Consider the following 14,369-nt stretch of genomic DNA (forward strand, 5'->3'; position numbering starts at 1 on the left):
ACGCCTGTACTTTTGTTATGTGATAAGGCAAACCTGTCACATTAAAACATAAGCACATGGAAAATACAATTAATGGCATACATCACATTACTGCAATTGCAGGAAATGCCCAACGCAATTTTGATTTCTATACAAAAACCCTGGGTTTACGATTAGTAAAAAAAACTGTAAACTTTGATGATCCTGAAACTTATCACCTTTACTACGGAGACGAAACCGGATCGCCGGGCACTATATTAACTTTTTTTCCCTGGGCGAATATTCAGAGCGGCCGCCGCGGTAGCAGGCAAGCCACAGAGATTGGCTACTCTATCCCGGCAGGGAGTGTTGATTTTTGGTTAAAGCGTTTTGAGGACCACAACGTAATATATAATAAACCCGCCGAAAAATTCGGCGAGCAATACATTACCATTCTTGACCCCGATGGCTTAAAGTTGGAGCTTACCATCGCAAAAAATAATGACAACCGTAAAGGTTGGCAAACCGATGACATTAAGGCTGAACACGCTATAAAGGGATTTCATAATGTAACCATAACAACCAATAAAGCCGAACCTACAGCTTACATACTTAAACATGTTTTTGGATACAGGCTGCTTGAACAGCATATTAACCGTTACCGTTACATTACAGATACAGTTGAAAATGCCAACATTGTGGATTTAGTTGAGGTGGAAGGCGAAAAGCCGGGACACGTAGCCGGCGGTTCGGTACATCATGTGGCTTTCAGGGTTGCCAATGAGCAGGTGCTGATGCACTTCCGCGACCAGATCACTAAGCTTGGATTACATATTACTGAGAAGATTGACCGTAACTATTTCTACTCGCTTTATTTCCGTGAGCCCGGAGGCGTTTTATTTGAAATAGCCACTGATAATCCCGGCTTTGACGTAGACGAATCTGTGGAAGAGTTAGGCACGCACCTGAAATTACCCGCACAGTACGAAGAATACCGGGCCAGTTTAGAAAATACCTTACCAAAACTTATATAACATGTACCGGCATAACACAGACTATCTTACTACCGGCGCACCTGCGCCGGTAGCTAGCGGCGCGCTGGTGATGCTGCATGGCAGGGGCGGTACCGCAGCTAATATTTCAACGCTTGCAGATGACCTTAATGTTAGTGACTTTGCGGTGTACGCGCCACAAGCTGCCAATAAAAGCTGGTACCCGTACAGTTTTATGGCTCCTGAAGATCAAAATCAGCCGGCCCTGGATTCGACTATGGATATAATAGGCAATTTAGTGCAACAGATTGAGAAGGACGGCATTTTGCCCGGGAACATATTTTTTCTGGGTTTTTCGCAAGGAGCATGTGCGGCGCTCGAGTATGTTGGCCGCAATGCAAAACGCTATGGCGGTGTTGTAGCGTTTACAGGCGGGCTTATTGGTGAAGCGCTGATATCGACCAGATATACCGGCGACTTTGAGGGTACGCCTATACTTATTACTACAGGAGACCCTGATCCGCATGTACCGCTTGGCCGTGTACAGGATAGTGCGAAAATACTAAGGCAACTGAATGGGGAGGTGACTTTACAGGTTTATAAAGGTCGCCCCCATACCATATCGTTGCCAGAAATAGAATTGGCTAACCGGCTGATTTTCGCCGAGCGAACACGATGATATATCTGACAATCTATGACTTCATTTAAAGTAACACGAATTTACACTGACTCAGAGGGCGAGAGCCGGTTTGAGGATATATTTTATCCTTTACACAGCCAAGGTATCATTGGCGCATTATCCGAGAAAGTCAATGTACAAGAGATGACATTTCGCGCGGTAGAACCTGCTTACGACTATGACTTTCATAACGCCCCGGCCAGGCAATTTGTGGTGTTACCTGACGGGGAGGTTGAAATTGAGACATCAGCCGGCGAAAAGCGGATTTTCGGCCCCGGGGAGGTACTGCAGGCTGAAGACATCGACGGTAGAGGCCACAGGTCGCGGAACGTAGAGAATAAAACGCGCCGGTCGCTTTTTATAACCTACCGCTAATTTGCCGTATACGTAAATTTGCTACCTTGGTGCAGCAATAAGCGTATGGCAACCGATCTGATTTTACAAAGTGTTACAAGGTATATCAATCTTACCGAAAAGGAGAGCGACTATTTTATTAGCCTGCTAAAGCCAAAAACGCTCCGCCGTAAAGAGTATTTGTTAGAAGAAGGCGACATCTGTAAAAACTCCGCCTTCACCGTTAACGGTTGCCTCAGGGGATTCACTATCGATCAAAATGGTTACGAACATGTATTAAACTTTGCCCCTTCCGGATGGTGGATAGCAGATATGTACAGTTTATTAAGCCAAAAGCCCGGCAACCTGTACATCGAAGCCAACGAAATCTCAGACGTGTTACTTCTATCTAAGGCTAACCAGGAAAAGCTATATCACGAAGTGCCAAAATTTGAACGCTTCTTCCGCATCATTACCGAAAATTCATTGGTAGCTTATCAGCAGCGGTTGATGGATAATCTCAGCCTGGAGGCCGAAGAACGTTATCATAACTTTTGCAAACGCTATCCCACGCTCATAAACAATCTGCCTAAAAAAGATATTGCTTCATATATTGGCGTAACACCTGAGTTTTTCAGCAGAATGCAATCAAAAATGCTACGACGGAGTTAAATTGAAAGGTTACCTGATAATGTATTTTTTGTAGGTAGCGCGGTAGCCAAAAAGGTAAGCTACAGGAGTCAACAAGTAAAAACAAAACTTTTGAACCCGAAATGGCGGTTTAACAAACCTGAAAACGTCCGAGTACTTGTTGACTGTAATTGCTGCCTGCAACAAATTGGGCATACCCCTTTTGTTAACTTTCCCATCTGCAGCTAAACCCCACGTTGTTTCAAACAAATATTCGGTTGTCATAGCTGGACGAACTTGCCAATTAACCACGGTTTTCTCAGCACTGTCGTTCCACATTGCATGGGGTTGATTAGCCGGGATATAAAGTGCATCACCGGCTCTCAGCGCAATCAACTCACCGCCCAGCTTCACGCGCAATTCACCATCAAGCACTGTAAAGTATTCATCCTGGTAAGGGTGAACATGCGCCGGCGGTTCTGTCGAACTGGCGCTATACGTAGTTTCTATTTCCAGTAACTGCCCGCAGGTGTCGCTGTTAGTTTGCAGGAATTTGATGCTTTGCCCTGTTACCGGGTTGTTTAAAATCTTTCCTTTATATGCCATGTAAGTCTGGTGCTGTTTGTATACCATACGTTAAACGTTAATGGTACATAACATCCCAACGGCAAATTTAATTCATGGTGTACTTTTCTGTTTGCGGGGTTGTAAGCCGTGCAGCCATAACCAGTTTTACAATAAGAGCTCCGATAACTCCGGCTAATATAAGCTGTAATGTAGATAGCAAATTGAAACTGCTGGTATAAAACTGTGAATCCTTGATGAGGTCTTTTCCTACGTCCGATTGTATATTCATCAGTTTACCTAAAGTGGCAATATTTTTTTCATGCGATGTTTTAACGCGGCTATCAAATACTGCTTTGGCCTGCACCATATTGCCTGATTTTACAAGGTGTAAAACCTCCTGCTCGGCCCCGTTATATTGTTTGTTATTAGCTTTAAAGTGAGAGATAAATTTGCCCTCGACATTAACAAGGTAAGTGGTTTCAAAATGGGTGATGCGTTCAGTTATGCGTTGATTCAACTGCTTTAACTCATTTACAATACCGGCATTTTTGCCCTCAACAACTAAATAGCTTTCAAGTAAAGCCTTTTTACGATGCAAATGATCGCTTATGTAATACACGTCAGTCGCCGGGATCAGACGGTCTTTATAAATGGAGTTAGCGGACCGGTTGATATTCTCAAGATTGTGACTACCAAGTACATTAGTTAATATGACAAAAAACATAATGCTAAGCAGCAATGCCGCCACCTTCATTTTCTGTTGTATAAAAAGCGTCCATTTCATAAACTAAAGCTCCTTCCGTAATTATAACCGCAGATTAGCAGGCGACCTTTTAATCTATTACAAGTTACTTAATTTATTTTAATAAACAAAGCTGTGGGGTTGTTAGTATGTTTGTAACTTAATTAGGCGGCTAATTAAATTATGTTTTAGGTTTGAGTTATGAAATTTAAAGCCCAGAAAGAGTCGGTAAATTACTTATTTACACAGGTATGCAAACTGCGCCGTAATCAAAGCAACCTGCTACTGTCGGCTTCAGGGTTGCATGCAGGGCAGGATGTACTGCTATATTACCTGGATATGCATGACGGTCAGACGATCACCGCGTTAGCAGAAAAAATGCAGGTACAATATGCTACCATATCAAACATGATTGACCGTATGGAAGCGGCAGGCTTACTTAATAAAAAGAAAGATGAGGTGGATAAACGTACCTCGCGTGTCTTCCTCACCGGTGAAGGCAGGCAATGCGTAGGGAAAATAAATGATGCATGGCGAATACTTGAAGCTAAAACACTTGAGGGATTTACCTCTGATGAAAAAATTGCCCTAACCGGATTGCTTAGCCGTATATTGCTCAATTTAAAAAGCCAGTCAGTTTAACCTTTCTGCTTTTACCCGATCAGCCTTTTAAATGTCGCCATATTATATCATAAACATCCGGCCCGGTTATAGTATCTGCTTGTTTTTGATCAGTAATCAGCACTGGTTTGTATTGGTCTTCAACGCCTATCCGTCCATGCGACCCATTTATCAATGTCGAATCCAGGGGTATCACATCCATCACGTAACGCAAACCAGCTTTTTTACGCAATAACTTATACCCTGCGCGGGCTTTTGACGTCATAAACATTTCTACAGGATCATAGCCCGGCTTTTTATGTATATCTACTACGCGCGCATAATCGGGAGCTTTGGCATCATCAAGCCAAAAATAATAAGTAAACCAACTGTCTTTATCAGCCATCAGAACTAAATCGCCAGCGCGCTCATGGTCAATATGGTATTTAGCCTGGTCTGCGCGATCAAGTATTAGCTCTACGGCAGGCACAGTTTTAATAAGCTCCTTTACCTGTTCAGTAACCGATGGATCGTTTATATACACATGCGCAATCTGATGGTCGGCAACTACAAACGCTTTCGAGGCGCCCGCATCCAGCAGTTCCGTTCCGCGTTCAACCCGTACCTCTAACAATCCGTGCTGCCGAAAAAGGCGGTTTAAGTGCACCGGGTTATTAACCGGCGCTATGCCATATTCTGACAGCAAAATTACCCGTGCGTTTTTCTGCTCATAAAAAGAGACCACCTCTTCTACAAGAGCGTCAATCTCCCCCAGCCCCTTTGCTATTTTCGCATTATCCGGCCCAAACTTTTGCAGGCAATAATCAAGATGGGGCAGGTAAATAAGCGTAAGCGTGGGATTGTGCAGGTTATCTGTATGCATAGCCGCATCGGCAATCCACTTACTCGACTTAATATTTGCTCCGGGCCCCCAGAACTGGAACAATGGGAACTGACCAAGCTTTTCCTGCAATTCATCCCGCAAGCCGGCCGGGTGCGAATAACAGTCGGGCAGTTTGCGTCCGTCGGCCAGGTACTGCGGTCGGGGCGTAACAGAAAAATCGGCGGTAGAATACATATTGTACCACCAAAACATCATAGACGATGTGAAGGACGGATCCTCCTTCTTAGCCTTGTCCCAAATTTTTTCACCGTTTACCAATTTATTAGATTGCTTCCAAAACTTCACCTCGCAGTCTGTGCGGTCATACCATCCATTGCCTACAATGCCTGTTTCGGCGGGATATTTACCGGTGAGATAGGTTGATTGCGCGGAAGTAGTTACCGCCGGCAATATGGGCTCAATAGTGCTTATATTTTTTTTTGCAATATACTTCTGAAGAAAAGGTGTATACTCTCCTATCACCGAGGCCGACAGCCCCACAATATCAATTACAACCGTTTTATTCATCTCTTTTTTAATTGTTAAGCCTGTGTTTTATCCATTCCAGTTCGCGTATAATTGATTGGCTGATAGGCACTTTAAGCGCATCCGGTAAAACTCCCCAAGTGTACGTCTCAACTTCCAGGTGCCGGGTAAATGGCTGTTTTTGCTGAATGCTCAATACAGTTTCAATATCCGACCGGGTAGATTGTAACAAGTCAAAATCTTCCACAAATACAGGCACGTGAAAATGTGCCCGCCATTCAGCAACCTCGTCCTCTGCTGCCAGGGCATCAGGCAAATCCTTATACCGGATCAACGCTCCATCAGGGCGCCTGGCTATCACCTGGTGTAAGTACGTGGGCTCATCAAACTTTCTGAACGCGTCCAGCACTTCCATTCTGTTATTGTCAGTAAATGTAGCTTTAAGGGCCGCACTTATCTGTATTTTTCCGGCAACTATGCCCTTTTCAGCCAGTTCATCTATAACGGCCTGATGAGGCTCATATCCTATTGCAAAATGACACACATCATAACACAGCGTTATATGGCGTTTTATAATCTCTTCGGCATCCTTGGCAGCAATGCCCAGCTTTTCTGTAAAATGCTGTATGCCATTCGGCAGCAATTCGTCCTGGTACCAATCAATAAACTCCCCGCCTGTTTCCAACAACCCATCCGGCTCAGGCTCAATATCAAGGTGCATGGTAAGCCCGGTTTGCTGCTTAAGCATGTGTAACTCTTCTGCAACTAATACAATATTTTTAGTAGCGGCCATGCGGGCTTGCGCTAACTCATTATCAGTGTCGTACCAATGCCTGTAGCTTAGCGGTGATGTAGATATACCGCCGTCCATGCCGGGGGGCAGCAACGCCGACAATATGCGGAACAATCTAAGGGTATATGCTAATCGGTCAGTGGTAGTCCAATCCGGGGCATGCACCTGGTCTTTTACTTGTATGTGATGAAATCCCCCATATGGAAAACCGTTCATGGTGAAAACATAGGCATCTGTTTGTTGCAGCCATTGTTTAAACTGAAACATATTATCACCCAACAATATTTCAATACTGGCCTGGTTTGAAAGGCGCAGGCCTATACCCATAGGCTTATCAGGTGACAATTGTGATTTAACTAACGGAAAGTTTTGTTGTAACGCGTCAAAATGCGCGGCCCAACTTTCCCCTGCATGAATATTGGTGCAATAAGTTAAATGCCCTGCATATAGTTCCATGCCGTTAATATTACTGTTGTAACTGATGGTGTTGTATATCATATAACATCTGCCCTGCTTTTTCAAGTAGGCCGGTGTCAATATCGTGTACTTCGATACCTTCGCCAATATCGTTTAGCAGCATAATGGTCAACTCACCACCCAGGTGCTCCCTGAACTCCTGTAAACCGGCAAGTATCGGGCTGGCATCCCCATGTACCTGCAACAGCGGATGGGTGATATCAAAACCCAGGTTTTGAAGCAATTGTATAACGCGGTTACATTGCTTAGGCGCTAAACGTCCGCATAGATTGGAATACATCGTATCAAGTGCAATACCCATGGCAACAGCTTCACCATGCCGAACTTCAAAATTACTCAGGTATTCCAGTTTATGTGCGCTCCAATGCCCAAAGTCAAGCGGGCGGGATGAACCGCTTTCAAAAGGATCTTTTCCTGCAATATGCTCCATATGCAGCTTGGCGCAACGCCATACCAGGTAATTCATGGCAGCCATGTTACGTTGCACAAGCGCTTGCGCGTTTTGCTCAAGCCAATCAAAAAAAGCTTCGTCCTTTATCAGCGCTACTTTCACCGCTTCTGATATACCCGAGCGCCACTCCCGATCGCTCAATGTTGTTAAAAAAATTTCGTCGTTAAACACTGCTGCCGGTGGTGCAAACGTGCCCAGGAAATTTTTTTTTGAAAAGTAATTTATGCCATTTTTAACACCAATCCCCGAGTCGTTTTGCGAAAGCACTGTAGTTGGTATGCGTATGTGCTTAATGCCACGGTGTGATACCGCCGCCGCGTAACCCACCATATCCAGCACCGACCCGCCGCCTATAGCGGCTATGTATGAGTGCCTGTCAATACCAAAAGTATTTACAGCTTCTACAACCTGGCTGAAATGAGTTTCATCGTTTTTTACACCTTCGCCGCCGGGTACAATTAATACGTCCGGTACCATTTGTACTGTATTATAATGCGCAAAATATTTTTTTATCTGTTCAATTAAGTGCGGATGCGCATCTATAACACCCTGATCTGCGATAAATAATATTTTACGCAACTGGCGATTTTCGCTGCCGCCGAGGTAACTGCTAAAAAGGGTATTGCCGATATCAAATATACCCGTGGTAAAATATATGTTATATTCAAATTTAACAGTAAACGATTGGTGTAAGTGGTCCATGTACAGGAGTATTCAGCTTTATTATATAAACGTATATATAGTGAGGTAATTACGTAACTGCAAAAATCTTCGACAGCCAAAGAGACAAGGGAAGTAAGCAGGCTATGGCAATGGCAACATACATTGTACTGAAGGTAGCCGCCCAAACAGCGTCCATCATAATTAGTGCTATAACACCTCCTTTTACTGCAGGTCCGATGTTTTTTGCTGCGGGATCTTTTATAGCCTTAATAAGCGGCGCGTATATCATCCATAAAAAGGCCAGCAAAAAAATCGCGCTTTCGGTCAACCGCGTGTGGCTAAACGCAAAGTATGCTAAAACAACAGCTACAATGCCGTAAAGACCGGCAGCTATATACAAGTTTTTAATTTTAGCACCATTTACCTCTCCCCTGCTTATCATGGTAATTGAAAAAATGTAAACGATAGGCACAATGATAAGCAGGTACCATTGGTTTAATGCACCGGCAGATACACTGATGCCCAGCAACAGGTTAAGCCCTCGGCATACACCCATATTAAACGGACCAAAAAAAGGGTGGTGTTTGGTAAGTCTGTTATATTGCAAGGCAAATACTGTTATTGCGATAGCCACTATGGCTGGAATGAAACCGCAAGCCGCCGCCGAGGCTATACCGGCGCACAACAACACGGTGCCCAGCACACTTGCCTGCACTATGCTGATCATACCGCTGGGTATTGCACGCTCCGGGCGTTCAACCTTATCCAGTTCTGCATCAAACACATCATTAAAAACCACGCCGCTGCCGTAGAGGCAAGCTGTTGAAAAACATAAAAACGCCACCGAAGGTAAATGCGCGTCCAGCATAAGATCGGTTGTGAGTACCCCGGCAATAGCAGCGCCTGCAAGCACATCCGCAACTGATGTTACAATGTTGGCCGGCCGCATCAGCCTGAAATATCCTATAGTTTTTTTCAATGTAATTAACTGATTATGATGGATGATTTATCAATACGTGGCTGCTGACCGCCGCGTAAAATACTATTTCCTTCAAACTTAGCACTTTGATCTATTACTCCGGCAAAATCATCTTCGTTTATTTGACCGCTTTGAGCGAACGCCGTTACGGCGTTACGATAGGTTACCAGATTGATGGCTTCGTCACTGATGCCGCTTAATTTCATTAAAGCCGCCGTTTTAGGTACGGCCAACGGATCGCTGATACCCCAATCAGCTGCCGAATTTACCATAATACGCTCAGGGCCATATTGCCTGGTTACCTCTACCATGCGTTTGTTGCCCATTTTTGTGAACGGATAGATGGTGAATGCCGCCCAAAAGCCCCTTTCCAGCACTTCCTTTACGGTTTCTTCGTTGTTATGATCTATAATAACCATATGCGGCGCAAGGCCGTGTTCAATAGCAATATCCATACTCCGCTGCGTGCCCTTCTTTTTGTCGCGGTGGGGTGTATGTACCTGCACCGGCAGGCCGGCTTGCTTGGCCAACTCAAGCTGTGCACGATAATATTTTTCTTCGGCAGGAGTTTGGTCGTCGAAACCGATCTCACCTACGCCAACAACGCCGTCTTTATAAACAAAAAGCGGCAGTATTTCCATCACCTGTTCAGCCAGCGCCTCATTATTAGCCTCGCGTGAGTTTAGGCCGATGGTACAATAATGCTTTATCCCAAACTGGGATGACCGGAACCGCTCCCACCCTACCAGGCTGCTGTAATAGTCTTTGAAACTATCAACGCCTGTGCGTGGCTGCCCAAGCCAAAAAGCGGGTTCTATCAAAGCAACCACACCTGCGTCGGCCATGGCCTGGTAATCGTCTGTTGTCCGCGACGTCATGTGCACGTGAGGGTCAAAAAACTTCATTCCCTTCACGGCGTTAATATCAAATGATTCCGGCTGTCCTGCCGGTATCTGCCTGTCTTCAATGCTATGGCTACAACACATTAGTTCAAATTTTTATTATGCTGATCATCCAGCAGTATAGTTTTCCCAGTTCCCTCGTTTCATTTGGTTTATCGCTGTTTCGTCAACAAATATTACCGCCAGTTGCCACAGTGCCGGATCAACTTGCCGACCGGCTGCCCAACGCTCCCGTGCATAATCAATCAATATACGGGCCAGTTCAGGGTTTACGCGTGTGTAAAGCCCCGTTATCCGGGTCAGGTCTTTTTCAGTAAAAATAGCTTTCATTACCATTTGATTCCAGGCTGGCTCATCAAGATTTTCAGCTGGATACGGATTGTCGTACATTATAGCCTCCAACACCGTGCCTATGTTACTTCTTATCCCTTCGGCACAACGGCGCACCCACAACTGTGGATGAGATAGAACTGGCAGAGCTGAATAAAGCGCAACCAATTCATTCATTTCACCAGTGGAAAATAACTTTTCAATGGTATTAAAATAGGCATCGTTATTTTCACCTTCTGCTTGCATCAGCAGCCAAACCCTTGCCAGCCTGTCGGTAGTCCAGTTATTGATGGTAAAGCCTTCTCGCGAACGGTTTATTTGCTTTTGCTGACTTTCGTCGATGTTAATCTGAAATTTTCCGGTTTTGCGCGGCATAAGCGCAAAAGCTGTATAAAATGCCGATAAATCTTTTAAACCGCCCTGGGCAAACAACCAAGCTTGTGCTTCAGGCGTAACATTTTGCCTTATAACGTCTGTAAGTAAAGTTTTTAATCCCTCTGCGTCAATAAATTGCATCACTCTTAATATATGTATTGCCGTAACTTCTATTAAATCGCCAGATAATTAAACAGCAATGCCGCTGAGATGATAAGCAAGCCAAAAAACTCCCTTGTTTTCTCTATATAAGGCTTGGTTGCCTGCATGCTTTCAACAATACTAGGCTTATTATATTTAACGATCCAGTCGCGTACGCCATCCTTAGCAAAAAATAACGTAACGGCATATATCATGTATACGGCTATCAAAACAAGGTAAATCACGGGAGGGATAACAACAAACGGCGATAAACCACAACACACAGCCGCGGCTACATAAATTGGTACCCAAATCCACGAGTCGTTATCATTTAAGTTTACATAAGCAAAACCCAAAAAGGATATCAAAAAAATGATATTTATAGCAATAAACATTATATTCAGTTTAACATTAAAGGCGATACAGTATTAGCACTGGTATCGATTGCAATCAGCGAAATTATGGATTATTAAGTTTACAAAAAGTAATAATTCAGAAATGTTACTTAAGAATAGATGCAAACAAACTTAGATATGGACTCGTCAGCAATGGTGCACTAATGATAACGGGGAAATTACCATCAGAAAAATAGCTACACAATAAACAAGACCCCTCTTAATATTAACAAGAATCATCACCATTTGACAGCCGCTTTCCAGTTGCTATACTTATTCATGAAGGAAATAATATTTTACACTTTTTTGTGTAAAAATTAAATACTATTGCAATTTATCAATCAAAATAAGGTAATACATTGTTAAGATTAGCAAGCAATTCAACAATATAGTCCGGTAATTTTGGTTTAATATTATATACCTTTATTTTCAGTAATTAATTATCATAAAGAAACAGCGTATGCTTTCTACAAATTTTTCCGGTTATAAAGGCCTTCCCGAGTTGGTTGGCTTACATACCATGAACGAAGCAATGTCAAAAGGACTTACCGTGTCAGAAAGTGTGAACCGCCTGAAGCGTTTCCACTGGACGGCCAAAAGACTAAGCCTTATATTCACAACGAGGATAACGGCTATGCCCGTTTATGAATTAAAAATGGCTTTCGGGCTTCACTCGCATTACCTTGCGGAGCATGTTGAAAGCTTTTTTAACCGGGTTAGAGAGATGCGTGAACCGCCCTACGGCATGGATAAAGCTCCACATGCGGCACTCGACATACTTTTAGACGAGTTGCAAAACGCACCCGATCACGCATTTGTATTAGGCGCTTATGAAGTAGTTATACCTGCGTTTTTAAAAGGATTACAAAAACATATTGAGGATAATAATAAACTTTTTGATCATCCTACTTACCGGGTATGCCGGTTTGCTGCAATTGAAGTAGAAGAAATACAGGATTATGGCAACGCAGCTGTAAAATCCCTGATAACAGACGATTTAAGAAAAGAATACGAACCGTTTATAGCTACGCTAAACAGCTGTTTACAAGCAATGGGCGGTTTAGACGGGACGGGCACCGAATCCAACGTGGTGCCGGAGCGCTATTTTTCAAAAACACCTTACGTATACCAGGGCGCACCGCAACGCGACGAAAGGTTCAAGGATTTATATAATATGGGTGTTAACGCCGAGGCATTTTTGCTAAACAGGGATATTGAACCGCTACCGAAAACGATAATGCTATACTTTAAACGTATGCGTGAAATAGATGTTCCTGAAATGATGGCCAGCATTATATCTGAAACGCCCGACAAACCCTGGGGTTATTATAAAGATATGATAAGGCAGTTATGGGACGAATCGCGCCATGCTATGATGGGCGAGGTTGGATTTACGTCAATTAACGTAAATTGGGAAAACATTCCTTTTAATTTCACATGGTCATACCTGCTAAATACCAAAATGACTCCGCTTGAAAGGCACTCTATTTTGTACTTTATTGAGCAAGGGTTAATGCCGGCCAAAACCGGTAAACAATATGAATGGGAAGTTGCCGTGCAAACAACCAACCAGCTTACTAAACTGATACAGGATTACGATTGGGCTGACGAAGTGTTGCACGCACGAATAGGACGCGATTGGATTGTACCGCAACTAGGCGGCCAAAATGCTGCGCTTGAGTATGGTAACCAGGCATGGTCTAAGGCCCTCGCAAATTCATTTGATGATTTTGAAGCTAATGGACTTACCAAGCATGAAAACTGGTGGCCAGAGGTATATAAGAAAGCCTGCGAGTTTTGGCAGGTAGAACCTGATCCGCAAATACTGGCTTACGATACCAGCTATCGCGAATCGCGCCCTGATAGGATTGCCCTTACCGAATAGTGCTGTAATTGATTATGTACACCGGCTAATACTGAGGCCGACAAGTAAAAAAAATGTATAAAAAATATAAGATCGTCAGGAAAGTTAAGGAGAGCAGCCTGGTTTATTCGTTATACCTTGAGCCATTAGATGGCGCGGTGACAGAACCTTTTTTGCCCGGCCAGCACCTGATGTTCAGGTTTACCATTCCCGGAAGTGATATACCGCTTTTCAGGTATTACAGCTTTTCAGAAATCTATGATCCAAAATTCTACCGGGTGTCAATCAAAAAAGAGGGTGTTGTTTCATCATACATATTTGACCACCTACAGGTAGGCGAGATTGTTGAAGCAAAGGGCCCACAGGGCACGTTTGCGCTGGAGGTTGAAAAAGATCATCCGGTGGCCTTATTTGCCGGTGGAATAGGTATTACACCGCTGTTAAGCATGGCTAAAGCCATTGCATTAATAAACCCGGCACGCCGCGTAGCATTATTTTATGGGGTGAACGACAGGGATAACCATTCGTTTAAAGAGGAAGTAAGTGCGTTAAAGGCTTATCCAAATATACAGGTACATACTTTTTATAATAATGTAACCCCTGCGGATGTTGCAGGCGCTGATTATGATTACCAGGGGTTTATTGACCTTAACTTACTGCATTCAGATTTTAAGGACGCACAATCCGGATACTACATATGCGGCCCTGCTCCTATGATGCATTTTGTTGAGAATAGCCTGCTGGAGCGTGGTGTTGATGCAAATCAGATCCATATGGAATCCTTTGCGTCGCTGGCAGCACCTGAAGAAACAGAAACCGAAGTGGCAGCCGGAGCCGAAGGCGATACGACCGGAAAAGAGGCCATTAAAATTTACTATAATCGCGAAGGCAGGGAACTTGAATGGGATAGCCGCTACCGCTCTATACTTGAGTTTTCGGAAGCGCATGATATCGAGATAGTTTCTGGATGCCTGTTTGGTGATTGCGGAACCTGCCTTACTACACTTATGAAAGGTGAAGTAAAATACATGCACCCAACCATGATAGAACCGGCTGCCGGCGATTGCCTGCCTTGCAGCTGTGTGCCGGTTACAGATATTGTGCTTGATGTATAAATAACACCGTTGAA

General features: G+C 43.9%; 16 protein-coding genes. 7 read left to right on the forward strand and 9 right to left on the reverse strand.

What is annotated here, in order from left to right; all coding sequences use genetic code 11:
- The first annotated feature begins 56 nt into the window (after positions 1-56).
- Genes DJ568_RS15995 through DJ568_RS16010 form a run of 4 tightly spaced genes read left to right on the forward strand, consistent with a single transcriptional unit; the run spans position 57 to position 2,634 of the window.
- Positions 57-992 (forward strand): ring-cleaving dioxygenase, encoded by a 936-nt coding sequence (locus DJ568_RS15995; protein WP_114006312.1) that lies wholly within the window; start codon positions 57-59, stop codon positions 990-992.
- A 1-nt stretch (position 993) separates the two neighbouring features.
- Positions 994-1,629: an alpha/beta hydrolase gene (locus DJ568_RS16000; protein WP_114006313.1), complete on the forward strand. Its 636-nt coding sequence runs from the start codon at positions 994-996 to the stop codon at positions 1,627-1,629.
- A 15-nt stretch (positions 1,630-1,644) separates the two neighbouring features.
- A complete protein-coding gene (locus DJ568_RS16005) occupies positions 1,645-2,004 on the forward strand; it encodes a cupin domain-containing protein (RefSeq protein WP_114006314.1) in 360 nt (119 codons plus the stop codon).
- 45 nt (positions 2,005-2,049) lie between these two features.
- The gene (locus tag DJ568_RS16010; protein ID WP_114006315.1) at positions 2,050-2,634 is read left to right on the forward strand and encodes a Crp/Fnr family transcriptional regulator; all 585 of its coding nucleotides are present in this window, start codon (positions 2,050-2,052) and stop codon (positions 2,632-2,634) included.
- A gap of 9 nt (positions 2,635-2,643) precedes the next feature.
- Here the strand turns inward: DJ568_RS16010 and DJ568_RS16015 are convergent, their stop codons facing one another.
- On the reverse strand, positions 2,644-3,198 hold the full coding sequence (locus DJ568_RS16015; RefSeq protein ID WP_114006397.1) for a cupin domain-containing protein: 555 nt from the start codon (positions 3,196-3,198) through the stop codon (positions 2,644-2,646).
- Between the two features lie 67 nt (positions 3,199-3,265).
- The gene (locus tag DJ568_RS16020) at positions 3,266-3,943 is read right to left on the reverse strand and encodes an MCP four helix bundle domain-containing protein (protein ID WP_114006316.1); all 678 of its coding nucleotides are present in this window, start codon (positions 3,941-3,943) and stop codon (positions 3,266-3,268) included.
- Between the two features lie 159 nt (positions 3,944-4,102).
- Here DJ568_RS16020 and DJ568_RS16025 point away from each other — a divergent pair, with 159 nt between their 5' ends.
- Entirely contained in the window at positions 4,103-4,543 is a 441-nt protein-coding gene (locus DJ568_RS16025; protein WP_114006317.1) for a MarR family winged helix-turn-helix transcriptional regulator, read from the forward strand.
- A 19-nt stretch (positions 4,544-4,562) separates the two neighbouring features.
- Here DJ568_RS16025 and DJ568_RS16030 read toward each other — a convergent pair whose 3' ends face one another.
- The 7 genes from DJ568_RS16030 to DJ568_RS16060 are packed head-to-tail and all read right to left on the reverse strand — an operon-like array spanning position 4,563 to position 11,376.
- Positions 4,563-5,912: an alkaline phosphatase family protein gene (locus DJ568_RS16030; RefSeq protein WP_114006318.1), complete on the reverse strand. Its 1,350-nt coding sequence runs from the start codon at positions 5,910-5,912 to the stop codon at positions 4,563-4,565.
- 7 nt (positions 5,913-5,919) lie between these two features.
- Positions 5,920-7,161 carry a metabolite traffic protein EboE gene (gene eboE, locus DJ568_RS16035; RefSeq protein WP_233496706.1) on the reverse strand — a complete coding sequence of 414 codons (1,242 nt, stop codon included), beginning with the start codon at positions 7,159-7,161 and terminating at the stop codon, positions 5,920-5,922.
- Entirely contained in the window at positions 7,130-8,293 is a 1,164-nt protein-coding gene (locus DJ568_RS16040) for a 3-dehydroquinate synthase (protein ID WP_114006319.1), read from the reverse strand. The genes eboE and DJ568_RS16040 overlap by 32 nt, the downstream gene beginning before the upstream one ends.
- Positions 8,294-8,342: 49 nt before the next feature.
- Entirely contained in the window at positions 8,343-9,233 is an 891-nt protein-coding gene (gene eboC / locus DJ568_RS16045) for a UbiA-like protein EboC (protein WP_199561011.1), read from the reverse strand.
- 5 nt (positions 9,234-9,238) lie between these two features.
- A complete protein-coding gene (locus tag DJ568_RS16050; RefSeq protein WP_114006321.1) occupies positions 9,239-10,219 on the reverse strand; it encodes a TatD family hydrolase in 981 nt (326 codons plus the stop codon).
- A 24-nt stretch (positions 10,220-10,243) separates the two neighbouring features.
- A complete protein-coding gene (locus DJ568_RS16055; RefSeq protein ID WP_114006322.1) occupies positions 10,244-10,981 on the reverse strand; it encodes an EboA domain-containing protein in 738 nt (245 codons plus the stop codon).
- A 32-nt stretch (positions 10,982-11,013) separates the two neighbouring features.
- Positions 11,014-11,376 carry a transmembrane 220 family protein gene (locus DJ568_RS16060; RefSeq protein ID WP_114006323.1) on the reverse strand — a complete coding sequence of 121 codons (363 nt, stop codon included), beginning with the start codon at positions 11,374-11,376 and terminating at the stop codon, positions 11,014-11,016.
- Between the two features lie 460 nt (positions 11,377-11,836).
- On the opposite strand from DJ568_RS16060, the gene DJ568_RS16065 reads away from it, so the two are divergent.
- Together DJ568_RS16065 and DJ568_RS16070 are read left to right on the forward strand one after the other, a co-directional pair.
- On the forward strand, positions 11,837-13,261 hold the full coding sequence (locus DJ568_RS16065; protein WP_114006324.1) for a hypothetical protein: 1,425 nt from the start codon (positions 11,837-11,839) through the stop codon (positions 13,259-13,261).
- 53 nt (positions 13,262-13,314) lie between these two features.
- Positions 13,315-14,355, forward strand: coding sequence for an FAD-binding oxidoreductase (locus DJ568_RS16070; RefSeq protein WP_114006325.1), 1,041 nt, complete (start codon positions 13,315-13,317; stop codon positions 14,353-14,355).
- Positions 14,356-14,369: the final 14 nt, after the last annotated feature.

This window comes from Mucilaginibacter hurinus (genome assembly GCF_003324525.1).
Taxonomy (GTDB): Bacteria; Bacteroidota; Bacteroidia; order Sphingobacteriales; family Sphingobacteriaceae; genus Mucilaginibacter; species Mucilaginibacter hurinus.